Origin of the sequence: Streptomyces antarcticus, assembly GCF_026627255.1 — a bacterium.
GTDB lineage: Bacteria > Actinomycetota > Actinomycetes > Streptomycetales > Streptomycetaceae > Streptomyces > Streptomyces antarcticus.
On the sequence record NZ_JAPNLM010000014.1, the window covers coordinates 126376 to 149824 of the forward strand.

The 23449-nt window shown below is 72.2% G+C and carries 22 protein-coding genes; 13 read left to right on the forward strand and 9 right to left on the reverse strand.

Translation table 11 applies throughout. The features are described from left to right. The first annotated feature begins 150 nt into the window (after nt 1–150). Both OTB16_RS21770 and OTB16_RS21775 read left to right on the forward strand, forming a co-directional pair. On the forward strand, nt 151–1011 hold the full coding sequence (locus OTB16_RS21770; RefSeq protein ID WP_267722118.1) for an Fpg/Nei family DNA glycosylase: 861 nt from the start codon (nt 151–153) through the stop codon (nt 1009–1011). A 26-nt stretch (nt 1012–1037) separates the two neighbouring features. Then, the gene (locus OTB16_RS21775) at nt 1038–1442 is read left to right on the forward strand and encodes a hypothetical protein (protein WP_267722119.1); all 405 of its coding nucleotides are present in this window, start codon (nt 1038–1040) and stop codon (nt 1440–1442) included. 81 nt (nt 1443–1523) lie between these two features. Here OTB16_RS21775 and OTB16_RS21780 read toward each other — a convergent pair whose 3' ends face one another. Next, a complete protein-coding gene (locus OTB16_RS21780) occupies nt 1524–1988 on the reverse strand; it encodes a hypothetical protein (protein WP_267722227.1) in 465 nt (154 codons plus the stop codon). A 231-nt stretch (nt 1989–2219) separates the two neighbouring features. Continuing rightward, on the reverse strand, nt 2220–2759 hold the full coding sequence (locus OTB16_RS21785; RefSeq protein ID WP_267722120.1) for a sigma-70 family RNA polymerase sigma factor: 540 nt from the start codon (nt 2757–2759) through the stop codon (nt 2220–2222). Between the two features lie 303 nt (nt 2760–3062). Between OTB16_RS21785 and OTB16_RS21790 the strand changes: the two genes are divergently transcribed. After that, nucleotides 3063–4256, forward strand: coding sequence for a CapA family protein (locus OTB16_RS21790; protein WP_267722121.1), 1194 nt, complete (start codon nt 3063–3065; stop codon nt 4254–4256). An 84-nt stretch (nt 4257–4340) separates the two neighbouring features. On the opposite strand, the gene OTB16_RS21795 is transcribed toward OTB16_RS21790, so the two are convergent. Then, nucleotides 4341–4802 (reverse strand): universal stress protein, encoded by a 462-nt coding sequence (locus tag OTB16_RS21795; RefSeq protein ID WP_267722122.1) that lies wholly within the window; start codon nt 4800–4802, stop codon nt 4341–4343. A gap of 59 nt (nt 4803–4861) precedes the next feature. Here OTB16_RS21795 and lysX point away from each other — a divergent pair, with 59 nt between their 5' ends. Then, entirely contained in the window at nt 4862–8164 is a 3303-nt protein-coding gene (gene lysX / locus OTB16_RS21800; RefSeq protein WP_267722123.1) for a bifunctional lysylphosphatidylglycerol synthetase/lysine--tRNA ligase LysX, read from the forward strand. A gap of 147 nt (nt 8165–8311) precedes the next feature. Beyond that, nucleotides 8312–9205 carry a polysaccharide deacetylase family protein gene (locus OTB16_RS21805; RefSeq protein ID WP_267722124.1) on the forward strand — a complete coding sequence of 298 codons (894 nt, stop codon included), beginning with the start codon at nt 8312–8314 and terminating at the stop codon, nt 9203–9205. Between the two features lie 179 nt (nt 9206–9384). On the opposite strand, the gene OTB16_RS21810 is transcribed toward OTB16_RS21805, so the two are convergent. Next, nucleotides 9385–10047, reverse strand: a complete 663-nt coding sequence (locus OTB16_RS21810; protein ID WP_267722125.1) for a class F sortase — start codon at nt 10045–10047, stop codon at nt 9385–9387. A 363-nt stretch (nt 10048–10410) separates the two neighbouring features. Here OTB16_RS21810 and OTB16_RS21815 point away from each other — a divergent pair, with 363 nt between their 5' ends. Next, the gene (locus tag OTB16_RS21815; protein WP_267722126.1) at nt 10411–10911 is read left to right on the forward strand and encodes a hypothetical protein; all 501 of its coding nucleotides are present in this window, start codon (nt 10411–10413) and stop codon (nt 10909–10911) included. Nucleotides 10912–11020: 109 nt separating this feature from the next. Here OTB16_RS21815 and OTB16_RS21820 read toward each other — a convergent pair whose 3' ends face one another. From OTB16_RS21820 to OTB16_RS21830, 3 genes are all read right to left on the reverse strand, one after another. After that, nucleotides 11021–11764 carry a hypothetical protein gene (locus OTB16_RS21820; protein ID WP_267722127.1) on the reverse strand — a complete coding sequence of 248 codons (744 nt, stop codon included), beginning with the start codon at nt 11762–11764 and terminating at the stop codon, nt 11021–11023. Between the two features lie 224 nt (nt 11765–11988). Next, nucleotides 11989–12759 (reverse strand): bestrophin-like domain, encoded by a 771-nt coding sequence (locus tag OTB16_RS21825; RefSeq protein WP_267722128.1) that lies wholly within the window; start codon nt 12757–12759, stop codon nt 11989–11991. A 37-nt stretch (nt 12760–12796) separates the two neighbouring features. Continuing rightward, nucleotides 12797–12955, reverse strand: coding sequence for a hypothetical protein (locus OTB16_RS21830; RefSeq protein ID WP_267722129.1), 159 nt, complete (start codon nt 12953–12955; stop codon nt 12797–12799). An 819-nt stretch (nt 12956–13774) separates the two neighbouring features. Here OTB16_RS21830 and OTB16_RS21835 point away from each other — a divergent pair. From OTB16_RS21835 to OTB16_RS21845, 3 genes are read left to right on the forward strand one after another with little or no spacing between them, the layout of a single operon-like run. Next, a complete protein-coding gene (locus OTB16_RS21835; RefSeq protein WP_267722228.1) occupies nt 13775–14605 on the forward strand; it encodes an SAM-dependent methyltransferase in 831 nt (276 codons plus the stop codon). A gap of 59 nt (nt 14606–14664) precedes the next feature. After that, nucleotides 14665–16884, forward strand: coding sequence for a putative bifunctional diguanylate cyclase/phosphodiesterase (locus tag OTB16_RS21840; protein ID WP_324290866.1), 2220 nt, complete (start codon nt 14665–14667; stop codon nt 16882–16884). Then, nucleotides 16881–17831 (forward strand): RNA-guided endonuclease InsQ/TnpB family protein, encoded by a 951-nt coding sequence (locus tag OTB16_RS21845; protein ID WP_267722232.1) that lies wholly within the window; start codon nt 16881–16883, stop codon nt 17829–17831. Before OTB16_RS21840 ends, OTB16_RS21845 begins: the two co-directional genes overlap by 4 nt. Here OTB16_RS21845 and OTB16_RS21850 read toward each other — a convergent pair. After that, the gene (locus OTB16_RS21850; RefSeq protein WP_324290863.1) at nt 17790–18140 is read right to left on the reverse strand and encodes an FAD-dependent monooxygenase; all 351 of its coding nucleotides are present in this window, start codon (nt 18138–18140) and stop codon (nt 17790–17792) included. The genes OTB16_RS21845 and OTB16_RS21850 overlap by 42 nt on opposite strands. Before the next feature lie 128 nt (nt 18141–18268). On the opposite strand from OTB16_RS21850, the gene OTB16_RS21855 reads away from it, so the two are divergent. Beyond that, nucleotides 18269–18913, forward strand: coding sequence for a TetR/AcrR family transcriptional regulator (locus tag OTB16_RS21855; RefSeq protein ID WP_267722130.1), 645 nt, complete (start codon nt 18269–18271; stop codon nt 18911–18913). A gap of 18 nt (nt 18914–18931) precedes the next feature. On the opposite strand, the gene OTB16_RS21860 is transcribed toward OTB16_RS21855, so the two are convergent. Further along, nucleotides 18932–19810 carry a LysR family transcriptional regulator gene (locus OTB16_RS21860; protein WP_267722132.1) on the reverse strand — a complete coding sequence of 293 codons (879 nt, stop codon included), beginning with the start codon at nt 19808–19810 and terminating at the stop codon, nt 18932–18934. 95 nt (nt 19811–19905) lie between these two features. On the opposite strand from OTB16_RS21860, the gene OTB16_RS21865 reads away from it, so the two are divergent. From OTB16_RS21865 to OTB16_RS21875, 3 genes are read left to right on the forward strand one after another with little or no spacing between them, the layout of a single operon-like run. Next, the gene (locus OTB16_RS21865; protein WP_267722134.1) at nt 19906–20610 is read left to right on the forward strand and encodes a succinate dehydrogenase; all 705 of its coding nucleotides are present in this window, start codon (nt 19906–19908) and stop codon (nt 20608–20610) included. A 2-nt stretch (nt 20611–20612) separates the two neighbouring features. After that, on the forward strand, nt 20613–22568 hold the full coding sequence (locus tag OTB16_RS21870; RefSeq protein WP_267722136.1) for a fumarate reductase/succinate dehydrogenase flavoprotein subunit: 1956 nt from the start codon (nt 20613–20615) through the stop codon (nt 22566–22568). Next, entirely contained in the window at nt 22565–23311 is a 747-nt protein-coding gene (locus OTB16_RS21875; protein ID WP_267722138.1) for a succinate dehydrogenase/fumarate reductase iron-sulfur subunit, read from the forward strand. The genes OTB16_RS21870 and OTB16_RS21875 overlap by 4 nt, the downstream gene beginning before the upstream one ends. Nucleotides 23312–23449 lie beyond the last annotated feature (138 nt).

Below are 23449 nucleotides of genomic sequence, written 5' to 3' on the forward strand. Positions count from 1 at the left end.
CGGCGAGACCCCGCCCGACCCCGACGGGGAGTTCCGGCCCTCGGCGGCGGCCGTGGCCCCCGGCCGTCCCCCCTGCCCCCGCGACCGCGTCGGCTCCGCCGGACCGGTGTCCGGCTCGCGTTTCGCCCGGGTCGGCGGCAGTCTGGAGGCATGCCGGAGCTGCCTGAGGTCGAGGCCCTGCGGGAGTTCCTCGACGCCCGCCTCACGGGGCGGGTGGTCGAGCGCGTCCTCCCGCTGGCCGTGAACGTGCTCAAGACGTACGACCCGCCGCTCACCGCCCTGGAGGGCGGTACGGCCGGCGCCACCGCCCGGTACGGCAAGTTCCTGGCCGTGCCGATCGGCGGGCTGTACCTCGTCACCCACCTGGCGCGGGCCGGCTGGCTGCGCTGGCAGGACACCCCGCCCGCACAGCCTCCGCGCCCCGGCAAGGGTCCGCTCGCGTTGCGCGTCGTCCTGGAGGGCGGCGGCGGCTTCGACCTCACCGAGGCCGGCACCCAAAAGCGCCTCTCCGTGTACGTCGTGCGCGACCCCCGGGAGGTGCCCGGGATTGCCCGGCTCGGCCCCGACCCGCTCGCCCCGGCCTTCGACCGGGAGGCCTTCACGGCGCTGCTCGCCGGGGAACGGCGGCAGATCAAGGGCGTTCTGCGGGACCAGAGCGTCATCGCGGGCATCGGGAACGCCTACAGCGACGAGATCCTGCACCGGGCCCGGGTCTCCCCGTTCAAACTGGCCGCGTCCTTCGACGCGGAGCAGGCCGGCCGGCTCCACGAGGCCGTCGAGGACACCCTGCGCGAGGCCGTGGAACGGGCGCACGGGGTGGCGGCGGGGAACCTCAAGGCCGAGAAGAAGAGCGGGCTGCGGGTGCACGGGCGGGCCGGGGAGCCCTGCCCGGTGTGCGGGGACACCGTCCGCTCGGTGTCGTTCGCGGACTCCTCGCTCGAGTACTGCCCCACCTGCCAGACCGGCGGGAAGCCCCTTGCCGACCGGCGGCTCTCGCGCCTCCTCAAATAGCCTGGCGCTGCGTAGACTCCACCACCATGGCCGAGGAGCAGCCGCCGCCGCCCCGGCGCGAGACCGTCACCGGCGTGCCCCGGGGGACCAGGCGCCGGGCGTCGGCGCACACCCCGGCCCGCTCCGAGATCTCCGAACAGACCACCCTCGGCGCCACCTACGTACGGGCCCTCATGCGGAGCCAGTTGCGTGCCGGGCTGGCAGCGCTCGCGGCGCTGACGGTGCTGGTGGGGACGCTTCCGCTGGCGTTCCTCCTGCCGGGCGCCACCTCCGGGCCGCTGGTCTGGGCGGCGCTCGGCCTGCTGGTGTATCCGGTGATGTGGCTCATCGCCCGCTGGTACGTCACCCGGGCCGAGCGCAACGAGGCCGATTTCACCGGGCTGGTGACGGACCCGGCGCAAGCCCCGCTCCCGCGCCGCCGCCCCGCCTAGGGGTGTCGTCACACTCGTTCCTGCCGTGCGGCGCCTGGCACGCACGCTCGTGTACCCGGGTTCGCCCGGAGCCACCGGTGGTCAGAAGAGGTGCATGGCCAAGTGGCCCAGCGGCAGGCCGAGTTGCCAGGCCGGCGTCCATACGCGCGCGTTCTCGTCCAGTCCCGGTGCGATGTCCGCCGGGCCGGGCCGGCCGGGGTCGAGGTTGGTGGCGAGCAGCTCGGTGCGGTCCAGCCAGCGCCATGCCGCCCGGGCCAGCTCCAGGTCCGGGTCCTCGCCGCGGTCGCGGTCGCGGGCCTCCTCGCCCAGGGTGAGGAACCTGGTGTGGACCCAGTCGCGCCAGGGGTGCCCGTACGCCGTCAGTGACAGCCACTCGTCGAGCTGCGAGACCACGCGGATCCCGGAGAGTTCGCCGACCGCGTCCGAGAGGTAGATCGTCAGCGCGAGCGTGTCCCGCCCGGCCCGGAACTCCAGGGTGCTGACCGGGATCAGCCGGCCCGTGCGCAGCAGCTCGTCCGCGATGTACTCGGCGTAGAGCCAAGCCATGGGCACCGCCAGCCCGCCGTCACTGGTGCCGTTCGTACCCTCGGGCTGCACCGTTCCACCTTCTCCCGCGCGTCGAGCGTCCCGTCGTCAGCCCCGAGCCTTCCCCGAGTGGCTCGCGGAGCGGGGGATGTTTACTCAACTTGCACGGTCTGATGCCGAATTCGATGCGTTTCATGTCCGGTCCGGTCGGATTTCGGGGCGTTTCCGGTTCCTTCCCGGGGTGTCGCCGGCTCAGGCGCCGAGGCCGTACCCGTACCCCTGGAGGTCCTTGCGGAGGGCCCGGAGGGCGTAGTGCGTACGGGATTTGACGGTGCCGGCGGGGATGCCCAGCTCCGCGGCGGCCTCGGCCACCGAGCGGTCACGGAAGTACACCTGCATCAGCACCGCGCGGTGCTCTGGTCCGAGGGACCCCACGGCGCGGCGCACGTCGATCGCCGTGACCGAGCCGGCCACCGTGTCCTCGGGGGCGGGTGCCTGCTCCAGGTCCTCGGCGTCCACCTCCTGGGGCCGCGACAGCCGGGCCCGCCGGGCGTCGATCGCGAGCCGCCTGGCCACGGTGAACAGCCAGGGCCGCATCGACTCGTGCCCGCTCGCGAACGCCTCCGGATGCTGCCAGACCCGTACGAGCGTCTCCTGTACGAGGTCCTCGGCGCGCTGGGCGTCCCCGGCGGTGAGGCCGAGCAGGAAACCGAACAGGGCCCGCCCGTGGTCGCGCTGGAGTTCGGCCAGCGCTTCGGGATGGGTGCGCCGGAGGGTGGGGGAGAGCGGCACGAGGGGCTCCTTCCAGGGGCTCGAGGGGACGGGCTGAGAGCCGTTGCATCCACCCTGACCTGCACCGGGCCGACCGGGAACCGTCCGGTGCCGGTGGTGCGCCCAACCACCCGGGTGATCCGGTGGGCGGCCGCGCGGGGCGGTGAACGGTCGAACGGCGCGGCGAACGGCAGCCGGGCCGGGCGAACCCCGCCGCCATTGGAGTGGGTGCGGGCATGCGGACGGATCCGTTCCTTGACTTGAGGCGTCTCTTTCTGTGGATTGCAGGTGATCAGGTAGTCGTATTAATGAGAGCGGGGATCGATGACCACGCGCACCCGGCACACCGTCGCCCTCCTGTCGGTCCTCCTCCTGGCGACCGCCGCCGGCTGCTCGGCGGCAGGGGGGTCCGCACCCGCCCGCCTCGCGGATTCCCCCGGCCCGACGAGCTCCAGCGCCGCCGGGGCTCCCGCCGCCAAGGGCTTCACCCTCGTCGCGAGTGGTGACGTACTGCCGCACACCTCGGTCATCCGGCAGGCGGCGAACGACGCGGACGGCGACGGGTACGACTTCAGGCCGATGTTCGCCGAGGTCAAACCGCTGGTCTCGGCGGCCGACCTGGCCCTGTGCCACATGGAGACGATCTACGGCGAGGAGGGCGGCCCGTTCAGCGGCTACCCGGCCTTCGTCTCCCCTCCGTCGGTCGCCGACGCGCTGAAGGACGCCGGGTACGACGGCTGCTCCACGGCGTCGAACCACACCCTGGACGACGGCGCCGAGGGGCTGCGCCGCACCCTGGACCGGTTCGACAAGGTGGGCCTGGGGCACGCGGGATCGGCCCGGACGGCGTCCGAGGCGGCCACGCCGAAGGTGTACCGGGCGGGCTCCGCCAAGGTCGCGCACCTCGCGTACACCTATGACACCAACGGCTACCCGATGCCCGAGGGCCGGCCCTGGGCGGTCAACCTGATGGACCAGGACAAGATCGTCGCCGACGCGCGGGCCGCCCGGACGGCGGGCGCCGACGTGGTCTTGGTCAGCCTGCACTGGGGCACCGAGTGGGAGACCGAACCGGACGAGAGGCAGCTCTCGCTCGGCAAGGCGCTCACCGCCTCGCAGACCGGCGGCCGCCCGGACATCGACCTGATCCTCGGCACGCACGCGCACATCCCGCAGCCCTACGAGAAGGTCAACGGGACCTGGATCGTCTACGGCATGGGCGACCAGGTCGCCGGCGAGATGTTCAACCACTCGGGAGCCCGCGACCTGCGCGGCAACTACGGCTCGATCGGCCGCTTCACCTTCGCCCCGCCGGCCGTGCCGGGGCAGCGCTGGCAGGTCACCGGAGCCGAGTTCGTGCCGCAGATGATGGACCTGCCCGGAGGCAAGGTCGTCAACCTCCCCCGGAGCCTTGCCGCGCACCCCGGCCGGAGCGACTACGAGAGCGCCCGGGACGCCGTCACCGAGGCCGTCCTCAGGCGCGGCGCCGCCAAGGACGGCCTGAAGACGGGCCGATAGCCGCCCGCCCGCCGCGAGCGACCGGCCACCGCCCCTGCCGTACGTCGGCCCCCCGCCGGGCGCGGGGGCTTTGTCGGCCGCGCGCTACGGGACGACCGTCACCGGCCAGCGGCCCGCCCTGACCAGGCGGATCGCGACCGAGCCGGCGAAGCGGTGGCCGGCCTGTTCCGAGGCCCCGACGACCACCGCGTCCGCCGTCAGTTCCTCCGCCGCGCCCACCAGGCCCGCGTACGGGTCCCCGTGGAACGTGTGGAACTCCCAGCGCACGTCGTAGACGCCCTTGAGGCGCTCCGCCGCTTCCCGGATCCCGGCCACCAGCCCCTCCGCGATCTCCCCGGTCGCACCCGCCACCGGTGCGCCCAGCGAGGCCCCGGGCGGCATCACCGGCTGGACGTACACCAGCGCCAGCAGGGCGTTCTGCCGCCGGGCCAGCCCGGCCGCGTACGCCGCGGCCCGCAGCGAGGACTCCGATCCGTCGACCCCGGCCAGGATCACCCTGGGCCCGTCGGTTCCGCGTTCGAATCCCGTGTTCACGTGCTCCGTCACGCTCCGAGGCTATCGGGCTCGCCGCGCGGAGCGGCGCCGCCCTCCCTACAGTGCGAACCATGAGTGCCACCGTGGAGGAGACGCGCGGGACCCGAAACCGCTTCCTGAACCGGGTGCCGGACGGATTCGGCGCGTTCTTCGGAACGCTCGGCCTGCTGTGCGCTCTGCTGGCGCTCTCCCCGACGCTGCGACGGCTGCTGCGGCACGTCGTGCGCTTCCTCGACCTCATCGTCGTCCCGGTCAGCGCGAACCTCGCGTACGCCGTCTTCCTCTTCCTCCTCGCCGCGGCCCTCGGCACCCGCAAGAAGGTCGCCTGGTGGATCGTCGTCACCTATCTGGCCCTGCTGATCCTCGCCGACGTGGTGGCCATGGCCGACGGGGACTACTGGATCGGCGTGCCGTCCATGGCCATCGCCGTCGCGGGCCTGGTGCTGCTGATCGCCGCCCGCCGGGAGTTCTACGCCGCCGTACGGCCTGGCGCCCTGTGGCGGGCCATGATCGTGCTCGGGCTCGGGCTGCTCGCCGCCGTCCTCGTCGGCTGGGGCCTCGTCGCCCTGTTCCCCGGCACCCTGCCCAAGGGCCAGTGGCTGGACTGGGCCGCCAAGCAGGTCTTCGGCGGGCTCTTCTCCGCCCGCCAGTTCGACGGGCGCCCGCCCCGCCCGATCTACTTCCTCCTCGGCCTCTTCGGAGCCCTCGCCCTGCTGAACGCCGCCACCACCCTCTTCCGCTCCCAGCGCCTCACCGCCGCCCTGCACGGGGACGAGGAGCCCCGCATCCGCGCCCTCATCGGCGCGTACGGGCGGGCCGACTCCCTGGGCTACTTCGCCACCCGCCGCGACAAGGCCGTCGTCTTCGCACCCAACGGCAAGGCTGCCGTCACCTATCGCGTCGAAGCCGGCGTCTGCCTCGCCAGCGGGGACCCGGTGGGCGACCCCGCCGCCTGGACCCCCGCCATCGACGCCTGGCTGGACGTCGCCCGCCGCCACGGCTGGCAGCCCGCCGTCATGGGCGCCTCCGAGGACGGGGCCACCGCGTACGCCCGCTCCGGCCTCGGCGCCCTCCAGCTCGGCGACGAGGCGATCCTGCACGTCGCCCGCTTCGACCTCGACGGCCGCGACATGCGCGTCACGCGCCAGGCCGTCAACCGGGTCCGGCGCACCGGCGCCACCACCGTCATCCGCCGCCACCGCGCCCTCTCCGAGGACGAGATGCAGATGATCGTGGACCGGGCCGACACCTGGCGCGACACCGAGACCGAACGCGGCTTCTCCATGGCCCTGGACCGGCTCGGCGACGCCGCCGACGGCGACTGCCTCCTCGTCGAGGCCCTCGACGCGCAGGGCGAGCTGATCGCCCTGCTGTCCTTCGTCCCCTGGGGCAAGGACGGCATCTCGCTCGACCTGATGCGCCGCGACCGCACCGCCCCCAACGGGGTCATGGAGTTCATGGTCGCCCAGCTCTGCGCGGCCGCCCCCGCCCTGGGCGTACGCCGGATCTCGCTGAACTTCGCCGTCTTCCGCTCGGCCTTCGAGGAGGGCGGCCGGATCGGCGCGGGCCCGGTCCTCAGGCTGTGGCGCAAGCTGCTGCTGTTCTTCTCCCGCTGGTGGCAGCTGGAGGCCCTGTACCGCTCGAACGTCAAGTACGGCCCCGAGTGGTACCCGCGGTTCCTCTGCTACCAGGACGCCGGCTCGCTCGCCCGGGTCAGCCTCGCCTCCGGCATCGCCGAGGGCTTCGTCTCCGTTCCCAGCCTGCGCACCCTGTGGGGCAACGGACACCCCAAGGGCCTCACCAACCCCGCCAACACCGAGGGCCTGCCGTCCATCGCCTCCATGAACCTCGACGCCGTGGGGGAGGACGCGGCAGCCGCCTCCGCCGAGCGGCTGCCCGAACAGGTCCGGGTCCGCCACGACAAGCTGGAGCGCATCCGGGCCGCCGGCACCGACCCCTACCCGGTGGGCGTCCGCGCGCGCACCCACACCGTCGCCGAGCTCAAGGCCGCCCACCCCGGATACCCGCCCGGCACCCGCACCGGCGAACCGGTCACCCTCGCCGGACGCGTGATGCTCGTACGGGACCTCGGCGGCGTCATCTTCGCCGTCCTGCGCGACTGGTCCGGGGACGTCCAGTTGATGCTCACCCGCGACGAGGCCGGCCGGGAGGTGCTGGACGCCTTCACCTCCCAGGTCGACTTCGGCGACCACGTGGTCGCCACCGGCGAGGTCGGCGCCAGCAGGAGCGGCGAGCTCTCCCTCGTGACCGACTCCTGGCAGCTCACCGGCAAGTGCCTGCGCCCCCTGCCCGACAAGCGCAAGGGCCTCGCCGACCCCGAGGCCCGGGTCCGGCGCCGCTACCTCGACCTCGTCTCCAGCCCCGGGGCCCGCGACGTCGTACGGGCCCGCTCCAGTGCGGTCCAGGCCCTGCGGCAGGGGCTGCTGGACCGCGGCTACCTGGAGGTCGAGACCCCGATGCTCCAGCAGATCCACGGCGGCGCCAACGCCCGTCCCTTCCGCACCCACATCAACGCCTACGACCTCGACCTGTACCTGCGCATCGCACCCGAGCTGTACCTCAAGCGGCTCTGCGTCGGCGGCATGGAGAAGGTCTTCGAGATGGGCCGCACCTTCCGCAACGAGGGCGTCTCCTACAAGCACAACCCCGAGTTCACGATGCTGGAGGCCTACCAGGCCTTCGCCGACTACGACGTCATGCTCGACCTCACCCGCGAGCTGATCCAGGGCGCGGCCACCGCCGCCTTCGGCTCGCCCGTCGCGCACAAGGCGGACCCGGACGGCAAGCTCGTCGCGCACGACATCTCCGGAACCTGGCCGGTGAAGACGATGTACGGGGCGATCAGCGAGGCCCTCGGCGAGGAGGTCGACGCCGACACCGGGGAACAGGTCCTGCGCCGGCTCTGCGACCGGGCGTCGGTCCCGCACACCCCCGAGAACACCCGCGGCGACGTGGTCCTGGAGATGTACGAGCGGCTGGTGGAGGAGAAGACCAAGCTGCCCACCTTCTACAAGGACTTCCCCACCGACGTCTCCCCGCTCACCCGCCAGCACCGCAAGGACCCGCGGCTCGCGGAGCGCTGGGACCTCGTCGCCTTCGGCACCGAACTCGGCACCGCCTACTCCGAGCTGACCGACCCGGTGGAGCAGCGGCGCCGGCTCACCGCCCAGTCCCTGCTGGCGGCCGGCGGCGACCCCGAGGCGATGGAACTCGACAACGACTTCCTCGACGCCCTGGAGTACGCGATGCCGCCGACGGGCGGTCTCGGCATCGGCGTGGACCGCCTCGTCATGTTCCTCACGGGGCTGACGATCCGCGAAACCCTTCCGTTCCCGCTGGTGCGGCGCGGCTGAGGCCGGAGCCGGGTCGGCGGCGCGGCAGACGCCGGAGCCTGGCCGGCGGCGCCGCGCGGCGCTCCCGGCTGGTCCGTGCGGGTGAGGGCGACGGGTCGCCTCCGCGCCACTCGACATCTCCGGCGATGTCGTTGATACGTAGTAATAATGAAAAATGACGAGCCGACAGTAGGGCGACGCGTGCTCCTGCGTACCGCCGTCTTCCTCGGAGTCGCGGCCGCCGCCGGACTGGTCACCTCGGGCGGGGAGGGCCTGCCCGGTACGCCCGCCCCCGGGTCCGGACCGGGGGCCGGTCCGGGGCCGAACCCCGCCGCCGGAGCCCCCGGCGCGCTCTCCCGGGGGCTGCCCGAGAAGGCGTACCGGCTGCGCCCGATGACCGCCGAGGCCCCCGCCCGGCCGCCCGCCGCGAAACCGGCCGTCCGGACCCGCCCCATCGAGGCGCTCCCCGCCGAGGCCGGCACGGCCAGCGCCATGGTCCTCACCTTCGACGACGGCCCCGACCCCCGCTACACGCCGGGCATCCTCGACGTCCTCGCCCGGTACGGCGTCCGCGCCATGTTCTTCGTCTGCGGGGAGATGGCGGACGAGAACCGGGACCTGCTGCGCCGGATGGCCGCCGAGGGCCACGTCATCGGCAACCACACCTGGACCCACCCGCTCATCCCCAAGCTGAGCCGGCCCGCCCTCGTCTCCGAGATCGGCCGCACGAGCGACGTCGTACGCCAGGCCGTGGGGGAGGCACCGGTGTGGTTCCGGGCGCCCTACGGGGCATGGAACCGGGCCGCCTTCGAGATCGGCGCCGAGCTGGGGATGGAGCCGCTGGCCTGGACCGTGGACAGCCTGGACTGGACCGAGCCGGGCACGACCGCGATCGTCTCCCGGATCCTCAAGGGCGCCGCGCCCGGTGTGGTCGTCCTCTCCCACGACGCGGGCGGCGACCGCTCCCAGAGCGTACGGGCCATCGAGTCCTACCTGCCCCAGCTCCTCGCCCGGGGCTACCGGATGACCCTCCCCGTACTGCCGGCCGCGCGGATGCGCTGAGGAGGCGGCCCCGCGACGGAGCACCCCCGCCCGGGCCGTGGTACGGGCCCGGGCGGGGGTGCTCACGCGGCCGTCCGGGCGGGTCCCGCCTCAGCGGGACCCCGGCGGGCCTCCCCATCAGGCCGCCTCAGCGGGCCGCAGCGGCGGACTTCAGCAGCTGTCCTCAGCGGCGGTCCTCCTCAGCGCGCCTCCACCATGCGGGCGAAGACGACCACGTTGCCCTCGTAGCCGCCGGCCTTCGAGTAGCCGCCGCCGCACGTGATCACCCGGAGCTCCGGATACCCGGTGTCGCCGTACACGCGGGCCCCGGGGAAGGCGTCCTTGGAGAACACCTCCACGCCGTACACCTCGAAGACCGCGGTGCGCCCGTCGTAGCGCTCCACCTCGATCTGGTTGCCCGGCTTGACCGAGCCCAGGCCGTAGAAGACCGCCGGTCCCTGCGCGTTGTCCACGTGGCCGACGATCACCGACGAACCGCGCTGGCCCGGCGAGATGCCGTTCAGGTACCAGCCGGCGAGGTTGCGGTCCTGCGGCGGCGGGGCGTCGATCCAGCCCTCGGCGTCCAGTCCGACGGTCATCACCGGAGCGTCCACGTTGATCGTGGGGATCCGGACGCGCTGCACCGAGGAGTGCTCCAGCACCTCCATGTCCGCGGGGGGCGACGGAGGGTTCGCCGGCAACTGGCCGGCCGTCACCGCGACGGCCGAGGCCGCGGTGGGCTGGGGCGGCCCGTCGTCGGTGTTCACACCGTTGCGCACCATGGCGAGGCCGGTGAGCATGACCAGCGCGAGCGCGCCCCACGGTGAGCGTTTGCGTGACTGCCCGGTCTCGTCCTCGCCCATCGTTCTCCCTTCCCGACGCGGGGGTCCCGACCCGCGTTCGTGTCCCGCCCCAGTACGCCCTACTTCACGCACGCTAAGGCTGCGTCGACGGGACGGCGAGAGGGGAGGGGCGAACGGGTGGCGGGGCTCAGAAGGGGCCGGAAGGGGTGCGCCCATCCAGGTAATCGTCACATAAATGCCTGACGGGTCGTGACCTGCGGATCCGTCAGTTCCACAGTCCGCTCGTCGGCGTGTCGCTCAACCGGGCGGCCCAAAGGTGGAAATGCGGAGCTTGCGGGCCGCACCGAGGGTTCGTCGTGGGAGGCGTTCTCGTCGATCATCCGGGGCCGACGCTCCGGGGCGCTTCCCGCTGGAGGTTCCACCATGCGTGCTTTCCGCGCTCTTACCGTGACGGCGGCAGCCTGCGCCGTCGTCGCCCTCAGTGCCCCATTCGCCTCTGCGAACCCCCCTCAGGGCGGGGGTGGCGGCCCGAGCAACATCTCGGTGAACCCGTACTCCGTACACCAGGGATCCACGATGCAGGTGAGCGCGTCGGGCTGCGGACACGGCGGTACCGTCACGTCGCACGGCAACTTTCCGCCCGCCAACCTGTCCGCCGGTTCGATCGGCTTCGCCACCGTCCGGATCTTCAACCACGCCTCTCCGGGCCACCACACGCTGTCGGTCAAGTGCAACGACAACAGCCTCGTGGCCACCCACCGCTTCACGATCCTCGAAGGCCGGCCCTCCCAGGGCGGCATCGGCGGCTCCCTCGGCCCGTCCGCCGCCGAGACCGCCATCGGCGCGGGTCTCGTCGGCGCCGCGGCCCTCGGCGCGGGCGTCCACGTGATGCGTCGCCGCCGTCCGATCAGCGGCAGGGTCTGACCGGCCGACCTCCCCGGTCGGACCCGGGGACACACCCCGAACCGCCGATCGCCCCGAGTCCTGGCCAGGACTCGGGGCGACCGGCGGTTGCGTTGCCGTGTCGCGCGGTTCAGTGGCTCCTGCCGGGGCCCCGGCGGCGGCGCAGCGCGTACGCGGTCCCGCCGGCCGCGGCGAGGAAGAGTCCGGCGCCCGCGCCGAGCTCCACCGGGTTCAGCCCGGCGACGCTGCCGCCGAGCCCGCCGCGCACCCCGCGGGCCGAGGTGAGGGTGCCGGCGGCGGTGCCGGTCGAGGCGCTCGTACGGACGGCCGTGGCGACGGCCGTCCCGGTGTCGAACGGGCTGCGGGTGGCGGTGCCGGCCGCGGCGGTGGGCGTGGCGGTGCGGGTGGGGGTGCGCGGGGCGGCGGGGTTGGTGCGGGTGGCGGTGGGCGTCGCGGTAGCCGTCGCCGTCGCCGTCGCCGTCGAGGTGGAGCTGGTGGTGGGGCTGCTCGTACCGCCGGTGATGGTCAGGTCGGTCGAGCCGGTCTCGCCGTTGCAGGTGAAGGAGACGGAGTACTGGGCTCCGCGCCGCGCGTCCTGGTCCACCGTGACCCGTACGGTCCGGCCCCGCGCGATGCTCACGGTGTCGAAGACCCCGGAGGAGGAGGTCGCGAAGGCGGCGTCGCACCCGGTGACGGCGAGGACCACCTGGCCTCCCGGGGCGACCGTGGAGGGGGTGAGGGTGAAACCGAACGAGGTGACGGGGGCCGCCTCGGCCGCGTGCGCGGCGGTCGCTCCGAGGGCGCCGAGCGCGAGTACGGCACCCGTGGCACCGGCGCTCAGCAGGGCTGTGGCGGAGGTACGTATCGCACCCATGGTTGTTCTCCGGATCCCCGAGGAGCAGCCGCGGAACGGTTTCCGCACGTGGGGGGTCGTGCGCCTCGATGTCCGACACGCTAGGTGCGGGTGCGGTGACCCGCGATCAGGAACGGGCGAATGGGGCATGGCCGTAGGCCGAACCGGGGACGGGAGGCCCGCCCCCGGTTTGCCGGTGCTTTCGGGGTGCGCCGGGAGCGCCCCGGGCCGGCCCGGGGCCCGTGTCAGTCCTCCAGTCCCAGATGGGGGAACTGGGCGTAGAACGGCTCGGCCGTGGCCGAGATGCCCCGGCCGAACGGGGCGTCGAAGTCCCAGATCAGGAACAGCAGGAACGCGATGAGCGCACTGAACAGGCCCGCGAGCAGCATCTCCCGGAACGACCGCCGGATCTGCAGGGTGAAGATCAGCCCCACCGTCACCAGGGCTCCGGCGATCAGCCCGAACCACACGACGCCGGGCATCGTGGCCCCGGCGCTCTGACCGCGCGCGTTGCGGGCGTCGTCGGCCACCGCGACCTGGTCCACCAGCGGCTGGTACGCCTGGCCCTCGTGGTCGGTCTGCGGCTCGTAGTCGGTGACGTCCCGGCGGATACGTTCCAGCAGCTCCCCGCTGCGCTGGGTGAGTTCCCCGGTCTCGCCCATCGCCTTCCACTCCGTGTCCACCACGTACGTCACGTACGCGTCGACATCGGACCGGATCCGCTTGCGCACCTCGGCCGGGTAGACCTCGGAGCGGACGTGGACCTCGTGCAGGGCCTGCGCCTCCTGGCGCACGTACTCCTGGGCGGCTCCGCGGCCCTCCCAGACACCGGCGATCGCCAGGCCCAGCACGATCGCGTAGATCACCCCGATCATCATCGTCATGTACTCGATGACGTCCGGGGTTTCGTTCGGATCGTCGTCCTCGCCGATCCTGCGGTGGTTGAAGAAGGCGATGGACAGCACCACGGCGCACGCCGCGGCCATCGCGAGGGACAGGACGAGCCATTCCGACAAGATGACTCCCAATCGGTTATCAGGTGGTGTCTCGGGGCTACCGGGGGCGCAGCGCGACGATCGCGAGCACCGCGGGAGCCGCGGTCAGCAGGGTGAAGGTCACCGGCGAGATGTGGTGCTCGACCGGCTTGCGGGACGGGGCGTGGTACGAGGGACGGGCCACCGGCTTCGGCGGCGCCTGCGGCGGGGTCACCACGGGCGCCGGCGTCGGCGGAGGTGCCGGGGGCGGCGGGGGCTTGGGGATCGGCTCGGGGGCCGGCTTCGGCGCCGGTCTGGGCGGCGCCGGGGGTGGTGTGGGGACCGGAGGCGCGGTCGGCTCGGGCGGTGGCGTGGGCTTCGGGGTGGGCTTCGGCGGCGGTGTCGGCGTGGGGGTCGGGGTGGGCGTGGGCTTCGGCGGGCACGGCGGGCACGGCGGGGGAGGCGGCGGCGGGCCGTGGTGCCCGCCGTGATGTCCGCCGTGGTGTCCCCCTCCGTGCCCGCCGCCGTGGTGGCGGCCGTGATGTCCGCCACCCGGACCACCGCCGCGGCCGCCGCCGAGGACCGCCGCGACCGCGGCGGCGGCGTGCGCGCCGTCGCCGGAGTCGGTCGTCGCGTAGGCGCTGCTATCAGCCACGGCCGGTGTGACGGCCAAGGCCGCCCACAGCAGGACCGGGACCGCCAGCAGGCGCCTGGCACAGGCTCTGTTCACCCGGGGAGCATGGGCCCGCGCGTGCCCGCGCACGCGAGGGTCGGTCTTGGTTCGCCTGAACGGGTGGACTGTCGACCGGAGAGGTTTGAGCCAGCTTGCCGGTCGTCGTGTAACGGGCCCGATCGGTCGGCGATCAATTCCCAAAAGGGATTTGTCGGTAACTGTCATTCCGCCCGGGAGGGCTCGCCAGGGCCTTTGGTGTGTGACGAAGAACGGATCGTCAATTTCCGCTTTTGCTCGCCCTGTTGGGCAATGATCAGTACATTCGGCTCGTACAGGAGTCCGACCTCGGACGGACCGCCACAGGAACAAGGCTTGGAGACCTCGATGGAGCGCCCCGCCTGGGCCCCGCCGGGCATCGACATATCGGTGCCGAGCGTGTCCCGTATCTACGATTACTACCTGGGCGGCTCCCACAATTTCGAGGTCGACCGCCAGGCCGCCCGTCGCGCCATGGAATTCATGCCGGGCCTGCCCAAGATCATGCAGGCCAACCGGGCATTCATGCGCCGGGCCGTGCGCTACGCCGTCGACCAAGGCGTCACGCAGTTCCTCGACATCGGCTCCGGCATCCCCACCTTCGGCAACGTCCACGAGATCGCACAGGCCGCCGACCCCGAGTCCCGCGTCGTGTACGTCGACCACGACCCGGTGGCCGTGGCGCACAGCCAGGCCGTCCTGGACGGAAACGACCGCACCGGCGTCGTCGCCGCTGACCTGCGCAAGCCGCAGGACATCCTGACGGACCCCGAGGTGACCCGGCTGCTGGACCTCGGCCGCCCGGTCGCCCTGCTGCTCGTCGCCGTCCTGCACTTCCTGGAGGACCAGGACGAGCCGTACGCCGCCGTCGCCCGGCTGCGCGACGCGCTCGCCCCCGGCAGCCTGCTGATCCTGACCCACGCGTCCTACGAGGGCATTCCGCTCACGGAGGAGGTCGCGGGCGGAACCGTGGGCGTCTACCGGGAGATCCGCAGCCCCCTCGTCATGCGCAGCGGGGAGCAGATCGCGCGCTTCTTCGACGGCTTCGACCTGGTGGAGCCCGGGCTGACGTCCATGCCCGGCTGGCGCCCCGAGATCTCCGCGGGTGCCCACGACCTCGAGGCGGAGGAGGACCCGTACGCCTTCTCGGGCTTCGCCGGCGTGGGACGCAAGGCGTGAGACTTCCGGCACAGACGGCCGGCGCACCGGCCGCCGCCGCAGCGACCGCGGCGCCCGCTGTGGCCGAGGGGGCACCGGCTGCGGCGGCCCCCCCGGGACCGCAGGGCGGCCTGGAGGACCGGATCGCCCGCTTCGCGACCATCTGGGGCCGGGCGATCTTCCCGGTCACGGCGACCTCGCTGACCCGCCCCGAGTTCGAGCGGCACCTCCTGCCGCTCACCCGGACGCTCGCCGAGGCCCTGCACGCCCGGCCCTTCGACGCCGGCGTGGCCCAGCGGGTCGGGGCGGAACTCGTCGCGGTGCACTGCACCGACCCCGAGGCCCTCGCGGGCACCCTCGGCGTCATCGAGTCCTACCTGGTCCTGTACTGCGGCTCGGTGGCCCCGGCGGGGCCCGTGGCCTCCGGAGCGGGCGGCACCGAGGAGTACAGGTCCCGCTGCGCCCGGCTCCAGCACGGGATCGCGGCCGGCTTCGCGCGGGCCCTGCGCGAGCGGACGCTCAAGGAGCAGGAGGCCATCGCCCGTTCCGCGCTGACCGCCCGCATCGACGCCCAGCAGGCACTGCACGCGAGCGAGGCGCGCTTCCGGGCGGTGTTCGAGGGAGCGGCCGTCGGCATCGGGATCGCCGACCTGGACGGCAACGTGCTGGAGGCCAATGACGCGCTGCTCCAGATGTTCGGCGGCCTGGAGGGCCACGTCCGCGGCCGCAAGGTCAGCGAGTGGGGACACCCGGACGACACCCCGCACGTCTGGCGGATGTACGGCGAACTGGTCCGCGGCGAGCGCGAGAGCTACCGCGTGGAGAAGCCCTACTACCGGCACGACGGCACCGTGCTCTGGACCAACCTGACGGTGTCGCTGCTGCGCGACGCCGAGGGTGTGCCGCAGTACCAGCTGGCACTGATGGAGGACACGACCGAGCGACGGCTGCTGAACCTGCGGCTGCGCTACGAGGCCACCCACGACGCCCTGACCGGGCTGCCCAACCGGACCCTGTTCTTCGAACGGCTGGAGAAGGCCCTGAGCGGGGCCGGCGGCAGCCGCTTCGGCCTGTGTTACCTGGACCTCGACGGATTCAAGGCGGTCAACGACAGCCTCGGCCACTCGGCGGGAGACCGGCTCCTGGTCGAGGTCGCCGACCGGCTGCAGAGCTGTGCCACCGGTCCCGGCGAGGTGGTCGCCCGGCTCGGCGGCGACGAGTTCGTCGCGCTGACCACCGGCTCGGACACCGAGGAGAAGGTGACCGACCTCGCGGTCCGCATCCTGTCCGCGCTGTCGACGCCGATCCGCATCGAGGGCCGGGAGCTGACGGTCCGGGGCAGCATCGGCATCGTCGAGGGCCGCGCCAGGGAGCGCACCCCGGCGGAGGTGCTGCGCAGCGCCGACATCACCATGTACCGGGCCAAGGCGGCCGGCGGGAACCGCTTCGAGTTCGCCGACGCCGAGGCCGACGCCCGGGCCATCACCCGGCACGGACTGACCAACGCCCTGCCGGCGGCGCTGGAGCGCGGCGAGTTCTTCATCGAGTACCAGCCGCTGGTGCACATGCACGACGGAAGCGTGCACGGCGCCGAGGCGCTGGTGCGCTGGTCGCACCCGCAGTACGGCGTGCTCGGGCCGGACCGGTTCATCCCGCTCGCGGAACGGACCGGGCTGATCATCCCCCTCGGCCGATGGGTCCTTGAGGAGTCCGTCCGCCAGGCCCGCAACTGGCAGCGTCAGCTCGGCGGCGCGTCCCTGCGGATCAACGTCAACCTCTCGCCGACCCAGCTGCACCACCCCGGCCTGGTCGCCGACACCGTTGCGGTACTGGAGAAGTCGGGCCTGGCCCCCGGGGCGCTGTGCCTGGAGGTCACCGAATCGGCCCTGATCGGCGCCGACGACGAACTCCTCGAACCGCTGCGCCGGCTCGCCGCCCTGGGTGTGGACATCGCCCTCGACGACTTCGGCACGGGCTACTCGAACCTCGCCAACCTGCGCCGCCTGCCGGTCAGCGTCCTGAAGCTGGACCGCTCCTTCACGCAGGGGATGCAGCAGAGTCCCGCGAACCCGGTCGACGTCAAGATCGTGGAGGGGATCGTCGCCCTGGCCCACAGTCTCGAACTGGCCGTCACCGTCGAGGGCGTGGAGACCGGCGCGCAGGCGGCCCAGCTCCGCGCCCTCGGCTGTGACACCGCGCAGGGCTGGTACTACGCGCGCCCCGGAGCACCGGACCGCATCCACACCCTCTCCCTCTCGGACGCCGTGCCCACTCCCGCCCCCAGCTCCACCTTCTCCTGACGCGCGCGGCCGGGAGCCGATGGCAGAGGACCCCCGGCTGCCCCCGCTTTCGTGGGGTGAACTGGTTCGACACGGTGGACTTCCCCAAGGATGGCGACGGTTGCCGCTGGGATGCCACCCCGCACGACCCGGTGACCCGCGTCCGCTTCCAAGGTGTCGGGCACGTCAAGGTGCATCAGCACCGGCCCGTGGTCGGCAGGGTCAAGACCGTGTCGGTCAAGCGCGAGGGCCGTAAGTGGTTCGTGGTGCTGACCGCCGAGCAGGACCAGCCCGAACCGCTACCCGCGACCGGCTCGGTAGTCGGCATCGACATGGGCATCGCGAACTTCCTCGCCGACTCGAATGGTGCCTTCGTCCCCAACCCGCGCCACGGCCGTACCAACGCGGACCGGCTCGCCTCCGCTCAGCAGGCTCTCGCCCGGTTCCCCCGTGTCCGCCGCGACAAGCGCACCGCCCACCACCGGCGGGCTGTCGGGAAGGTCGCCAAGCTGCACGGCAAGGTCCGGCGCCAGCGCCTGGACCACGCGCACAAGACCGCGCTCGGCCTGGTCCGCGAACACGACTTCATCGCGCACGAAGACCTCAAGATCCGCAACATGGTCAAGACGGTCGCGCCGAAGCCCGACCCCGGGCAGCCGGGCAGCTTCCTGCCCAACGGTGCAGCCGCCAAGACCGGACTCAACCGTTCGATCTCTGATGCCGGTTGGGGGGTGTTCCGCGCGATCCTGAACGCAAAGGCTGAGAGGGCCGGGCGGGAAGTGATGGCCGTGGACCCCCGCGACACCTCCCGGCGGTGCCCCGAATGCGGGCACACCGCCAAGGAGAACCGGCCCACACAGGACACGTTCCACTGCGTTAGCTGCGGCCACCTCGCGCACGCCGACACGGTGGGCGCCGTCAATGTTCTACGGGCCGGGCTGGTCCGTCGCGAGCCTCAACCGGCATAGCGAGAAGCCCCCTCCTTCAGGAGGGGGAGAAGTCACGAAGAGGGCCCCTTCGTAGGGGGTGTCGCTGACATGGGCGCCGTCGAAGTACTTGCGGAAGACGAGCCCGCGGCTGCCGATGCCTGCGAGCCGCCCGGCCACGTCCAGCCCTTCGAGGAGCTCCAGGGTGTCGGGGTGAAGCGTCTTGCCGCGGGATTCGCGGTGCGGCGCGGAGCGCTGGTCGACGATCCGCACCCCCGCACCGCGGCGGGCCATTTCGCACGCCAGGGTCAGCCCTGTGGGGCCGGCTCCGGCGATCAGTACGTCAGTCATCGCGAGTCTTCCTCTGCGTGTGATCCCCGTCGACCTCGTGTCGATGTCTCAAGGGAAGCGCCTCGCGGGATAAAAAGCAACCTGGTTACAAAAATTACTCAGTCACGAATCCGTGCTACGGTGTACGCATGGAAAACACGACGGGTCTCCGTGAGAACAAGAAGCTGCGTACGCGCCGCCAGCTGGCGGCCACGGCGCTCGAACTCTTTCTGGAACGCGGCTTCGACGCCGTCTCCGTGGCGGACATCGCCGCCGCGGCGGAAGTCTCCAAGCCCACGCTGTTCCGGTACTTCCCGAGCAAGGAGGATCTGGTGCTGGACCGGTTCGCCGACCACCAGGACGAGGCGGCGCGCATCGTGCGGGACCGGATGCCGGGGCGGGGCCCCGTCGGCGCCCTGCACGAGCACTTCGTCGTGGCCCTGGCGGAGCGCGATCCGATCACCGGTCTGTGCGACCACCCCGACGTCCTGGCCTTCCAGAAGCTGGTCTACTCCACCGCCGGCCTCGAGACGCGGCTGGCCCACTACGGCGCGCGGGAGGCGGACCTGCTCGCCGATGTGCTCGAAGCCGAGTCGGTTCCGCCGCTCACCGCCCGGCTGGCGGCCCTGAACCTGGTGACCGCCCGTCAGGAGCTGGGCCGGGCGAACTACCGTCGGATCGATTCAGGCAAGAGCGCCGACGAGGCCCACCCGGAGGCCGTGGCTGAAGCCGACCAGGCCTTCGGAATGCTGGCCGGCGGGCTCGAGCGGGTCCTGCCCATACGCGGGGCCTGATCCGCGCGGGCCGCCAGGTCAGCCGATCAGGATGCGCTTCAGTTCGCGGGCGGCGCGCGGCGGAGCCACGTCCGTGCGGTGCGCCAGGGCGATCGTGCGGCGCAGGGGCGAACCGGCCAGCGGAGTCGCCCGCAGGCCCGGGCCCGCGCGGTCGACCACCATCGCCGGGACCACCGCCACCCCCAGTCCGGCCCGGACGAAGCCGAGCACCGCGTCCATCTCGCCGCCCTCCACGGTGAACACCGGCTCGAAGCCCTCCGCGCGGCAGGCCGTCACCGTCATCTCCCGCAGGTCGTAGCCGTGCCGGAACATCACCATCGGCTCGTCCCGCAGCCCGGAGATGGTCAGCTCTCGGCCTCCGCCGGGCGCCGGAAGCTCGGACGAGGACACCACCACCAGGTCCTCCGTCAGCAGCTCCACCGTCGTCAGCGCCGGAGCCGAAGGCGGCAGGGGCAGCGCGATCAGAGCCAGGTCCAGCGCCCCGCGCGCCAGTTCCCGTACGAGGTCGAGAGAGCCGCTCTCCTCGATGAGCAGCTCGATCCCCGGATGCGCCGTGTGGAAGGCGCGCAGCACATCCGGCAGCAGACCCGTGCACACGCTCGGGGTGGCGCCCAGCCGGACCCGGCCGCGCCGCAGCTGAGCCAGCTCCTGCACCTCCAGGCGGGCCGTGTCCGCGTCCGCCAGGATCCGCCGAGCGAGCGGCAGCAGGGCATCACCCGCGTCCGTGAGCGCGATGTTCCCCCGAGCCCGGCTGAAGAGCTCCGCCCCCAGCTCCCGCTCGAGCGCCTTGATCTGCTGGGAGAGCGAGGGCTGGGCCACGTGCACCCGCTCCGCGGCCCGGGTGAAGTGCCGGGTCTCCGCCACGGCCACGAAGTACAGGAGTTGCTGGAACTGCATACGCCCAGGTTACGCCCCCTCATAGGCAGGGGCTATCGACAGGAGCTCCATCATGTCTTGGACCTTTCAGGACCTTGGTCCTTACCGTCTGTGCCATGGCTCTGGCAACGCGGACGGACCGACGGCCGTCCACCACACGCACGATCTGGGACTCGTCGGTCGGCAAGAAGGCCGTGATGGCGGTCTCCGGCCTGGTCATGCTCGGCTACCTCGTCGTGCACATGCTCGGCAACCTCAAGATCTTCTTCGGGGCGGACGAATTCAACGGGTACGCCCACTGGCTGCGCACCCTCGGCTCGCCGTTCCTGCACCACGAGTGGGCACTGTGGATCGTGAGGGTGGCGCTGCTGGCAGCCGTCGCCGCCCATGCCGTGTCCGCGTACCAGCTCAGCCGGCGGGACATAAAGGCCCGCCCCGTGAAGTACGCGCACAAGCGCCGCCGTGCGAGCTACGCCACCCGCACCATGCGCTGGGGCGGCGTCATCCTGGCCCTGTTCATCGTGTGGCACCTGCTCGACCTCACCACGCTCACCGTGAACGAGCGCGCGTGGGCCGGCCACCCCTACGAGAACGTCCTCTCGACCTTCTCCACCTGGTACGGGAACACCGTTTACATCGTGGCGATGGGAGCCCTCGGCCTGCACGTCCGCCACGGCTTCTGGAGTGCCGCCCAGACCCTCGGCGCGGGCAGCGCCCGGCGCGACCGGGCGCTGAAGTTCCTGGCCAATGCCCTGGCCCTCGTCCTCTTCGCGGGCTTCGTGTCCGTCCCCGTCGCCGTCATGACCGGAGTGGTGAGCTGACCATGAGCCCCAACGACAGCAGCTTCGTCCACTACACCACCGGTGAGCCCCTGGCCGACGCCAAGGCCCCCGAAGGCCCGATCGCGGAACGCTGGGACCGCCGCCGCTTCGGGGCCAGGCTCGTGAACCCGGCCAACCGCCGCAAGCACACCGTCATCGTCGTCGGCACCGGCCTGGCGGGCGGTGCCGCCGGCGCCACCCTCGCCGAACAGGGCTACCACGTCGTCCAGTTCTGCTTCTCGGACTCTCCTCGCCGCGCCCACTCCATCGCCGCTCAGGGCGGCATCAACGCCGCGAAGAACTACCGCAACGACGGCGACTCGGTGCACCGCCTCTTCTACGACACCGTCAAGGGAGGGGACTTCCGCGCCCGCGAGTCCAACGTCCACCGCCTCGCGCAGATCTCCGTCGAGATCATCGACCAGTGCGTGGCGCAGGGCGTCCCCTTCGCCCGCGAGTACGGCGGCCTCCTCGACACCCGCTCCTTCGGCGGAGTCCAGGTCTCCCGCACCTTCTACGCCCGCGGCCAGACCGGACAGCAGCTCCTCCTCGGCGCCTACCAGGCACTCTCCCGGCAGATCGCCGCTGGCAACGTCGAGATGCACGCCCGCACCGAGATGCTCGACCTGATCGTGGTCGACGGAGTGGCCCGCGGAATTGTGGCCCGCGACCTGGTCTCCGGGGAGATCACCACTCACCACGCCGACGCGGTGGTGCTGGCGAGCGGCGGTTACGGCAACGTCTTCTATCTCTCCACCAACGCCATGAACTCCAACGCGACGGCCGTCTGGCGCGCGCACCGGCGCGGGGCGTACTTCGCCAACCCCTGCTTCACCCAGATCCACCCCACCTGCATCCCGCGCACCGGCGACCACCAGTCCAAGCTCACCTTGATGAGCGAGTCCCTGCGCAACGACGGCCGCATCTGGGTCCCCAAGGCCGAGGGCGACCACCGCCCCGCCGCGGACATCCCCGAGTCCGAGCGCGACTACTACCTGGAGCGGATCTACCCCTCCTTCGGCAACCTCGTCCCCCGCGACATAGCCTCCCGCGCCGCCAAGAACGTCTGTGACGAGGGCCGCGGCGTCGGCCCGGGCGGCCAGGGCGTCTACCTCGACTTCGCCGACGCCATCCGCCGCATGGGCCGGGACAAGGTCGCCGAGAAGTACGGCAACCTCTTCGAGATGTACGAGCGGATCACCGCGGAGAACCCGTACGAGGTCCCCATGAGGATCTACCCCGCCGTCCACTACACGATGGGCGGCCTGTGGGTCGACTACGACCTCCAGACCACCGTCCCCGGTCTCTTCGCGATCGGGGAGGCCAACTTCTCCGACCACGGAGCCAACCGGCTCGGCGCGTCCGCCCTGATGCAGGGACTGGCCGACGGCTACTTCGTACTGCCCTCCACCATCAACGACTACCTGGCCCGCCACCCCCACCGGGAGGCCGTCGACGACACCCACCCCGAGACCGCCGCCGCCCTGCGCGAGACCCGCGAGCGCCTCGCGAGGCTGCTCTCCGTCGACGGCGACCGCACCCCGGACTCCTTCCACCGGGAGATCGGCGAACTCATGTGGGAGTACTGCGGCATGGCCCGCACCGAGGAGGGGCTGCGCAAGGCGCTCCAGCGGATCCCGGAGATACGCGACGAGTTCTGGCGGCGGATCAAGGTCCCCGGCCGCGGCGAGGAGTTCAACCAGTCGCTGGAGAAGGCCAACCGCATCGTCGACTACCTGGAACTCGCCGAGCTGATGTGCCTCGACGCCCTCCACCGCGCGGAATCCTGCGGCGGCCACTTCCGCGGGGAGTCCCAGACCGCGGCGGGCGAGGCCGAGCGGCGCGACGAGGAGTTCTCGTACGCCGCGGCCTGGGAGTTCACGGGCGGCGCCCCCGTCCTGCACAAGGAAGACCTCGTCTTCGAGTACGTCCACCCCACCCAGCGGAGCTACGCATGAAGCTCACCCTGCGCGTCTGGCGCCAGCAGAGCCCCGACGCCCCCGGCGCCATGGCCTCCTACGCGGTCGACGGCATCTCGAAGGACATGTCCTTCCTGGAGATGCTCGACACCCTCAACGAGGACCTCATCCTGCGCGGCGAGGACCCGGTCGCCTTTGACCACGACTGCCGCGAGGGGATCTGCGGCGCGTGCAGCCTCGTCATCAACGGCGACGCCCACGGGCCCGAGCGCACCACCACCTGCCAGCTCCACATGCGGTCCTTCGCCGACGGCGACACCATCGACGTCGAGCCCTGGCGGGCCGCCGCCTTCCCCGTGGTCAAGGACCTCGTCGTCGACCGCGGCTCCTTCGACCGGATCATCCAGGCCGGCGGGTACATCACCGCCCCCACCGGCGCCGCCCCCGAGGCACACGCCACCGCCGTGCCCAAGCACGACGCCGACCACGCCTTCGAACACGCGGAATGCATAGGCTGCGGCGCGTGCGTGGCCGCCTGTCCCAACGGCTCGGCGATGCTCTTCACCTCGGCCAAGATCAACCACCTCAATGTCCTCCCGCAGGGCTCGCCCGAGCGGGAGACCCGCGTCCTGGACATGGTGGCCACGATGGACGAGGAGGGGTTCGGCGGCTGCACCCTCGCCGGGGAGTGCGCCACGGCCTGCCCCAAGGGCATCGCGCTTCCCTCGATCACCGCGATGAACAAGGAGTGGCTGCGGGCGCTCCGCAAGGGACTGCGCTGATCCGCGCGGCACGGGAGACCGCCGGGAGGCGCCCCGGGAACGCGCCGGGACGGCGCCGGGAGGGCGCCGGATCCCCGGTGGGCACGGGCATGAGAGTCGGATGAGAAACCACCGGGAGACGGAAGTCCCGTTCATCCG

Bases quoted from the DNA above. Each gene is read 5' to 3' on its own strand.
- OTB16_RS21770 (WP_267722118.1), top strand. From the start codon at position 151: ATGCCGGAGCTGCCTGAGGTCGAGGCCCTGCGGGAGTTCCTCGACGCC.
- OTB16_RS21775 (WP_267722119.1), top strand. From the start codon at position 1,038: ATGGCCGAGGAGCAGCCGCCGCCGCCCCGGCGCGAGACCGTCACCGGC.
- OTB16_RS21780 (WP_267722227.1), bottom strand. From the start codon at position 1,988: ATGGCTTGGCTCTACGCCGAGTACATCGCGGACGAGCTGCTGCGCACG.
- OTB16_RS21790 (WP_267722121.1), top strand. From the start codon at position 3,063: ATGACCACGCGCACCCGGCACACCGTCGCCCTCCTGTCGGTCCTCCTC.
- lysX (WP_267722123.1), top strand. From the start codon at position 4,862: ATGAGTGCCACCGTGGAGGAGACGCGCGGGACCCGAAACCGCTTCCTG.
- OTB16_RS21805 (WP_267722124.1), top strand. From the start codon at position 8,312: ATGAAAAATGACGAGCCGACAGTAGGGCGACGCGTGCTCCTGCGTACC.
- OTB16_RS21810 (WP_267722125.1), bottom strand. From the start codon at position 10,047: ATGGGCGAGGACGAGACCGGGCAGTCACGCAAACGCTCACCGTGGGGC.
- OTB16_RS21815 (WP_267722126.1), top strand. From the start codon at position 10,411: ATGCGTGCTTTCCGCGCTCTTACCGTGACGGCGGCAGCCTGCGCCGTC.
- OTB16_RS21820 (WP_267722127.1), bottom strand. From the start codon at position 11,764: ATGGGTGCGATACGTACCTCCGCCACAGCCCTGCTGAGCGCCGGTGCC.
- OTB16_RS21835 (WP_267722228.1), top strand. From the start codon at position 13,775: ATGGAGCGCCCCGCCTGGGCCCCGCCGGGCATCGACATATCGGTGCCG.
- OTB16_RS21850 (WP_324290863.1), bottom strand. From the start codon at position 18,140: ATGACTGACGTACTGATCGCCGGAGCCGGCCCCACAGGGCTGACCCTG.
- OTB16_RS21855 (WP_267722130.1), top strand. From the start codon at position 18,269: ATGGAAAACACGACGGGTCTCCGTGAGAACAAGAAGCTGCGTACGCGC.
- OTB16_RS21860 (WP_267722132.1), bottom strand. From the start codon at position 19,810: ATGCAGTTCCAGCAACTCCTGTACTTCGTGGCCGTGGCGGAGACCCGG.
- OTB16_RS21865 (WP_267722134.1), top strand. From the start codon at position 19,906: ATGGCTCTGGCAACGCGGACGGACCGACGGCCGTCCACCACACGCACG.
- OTB16_RS21870 (WP_267722136.1), top strand. From the start codon at position 20,613: ATGAGCCCCAACGACAGCAGCTTCGTCCACTACACCACCGGTGAGCCC.
- OTB16_RS21875 (WP_267722138.1), top strand. From the start codon at position 22,565: ATGAAGCTCACCCTGCGCGTCTGGCGCCAGCAGAGCCCCGACGCCCCC.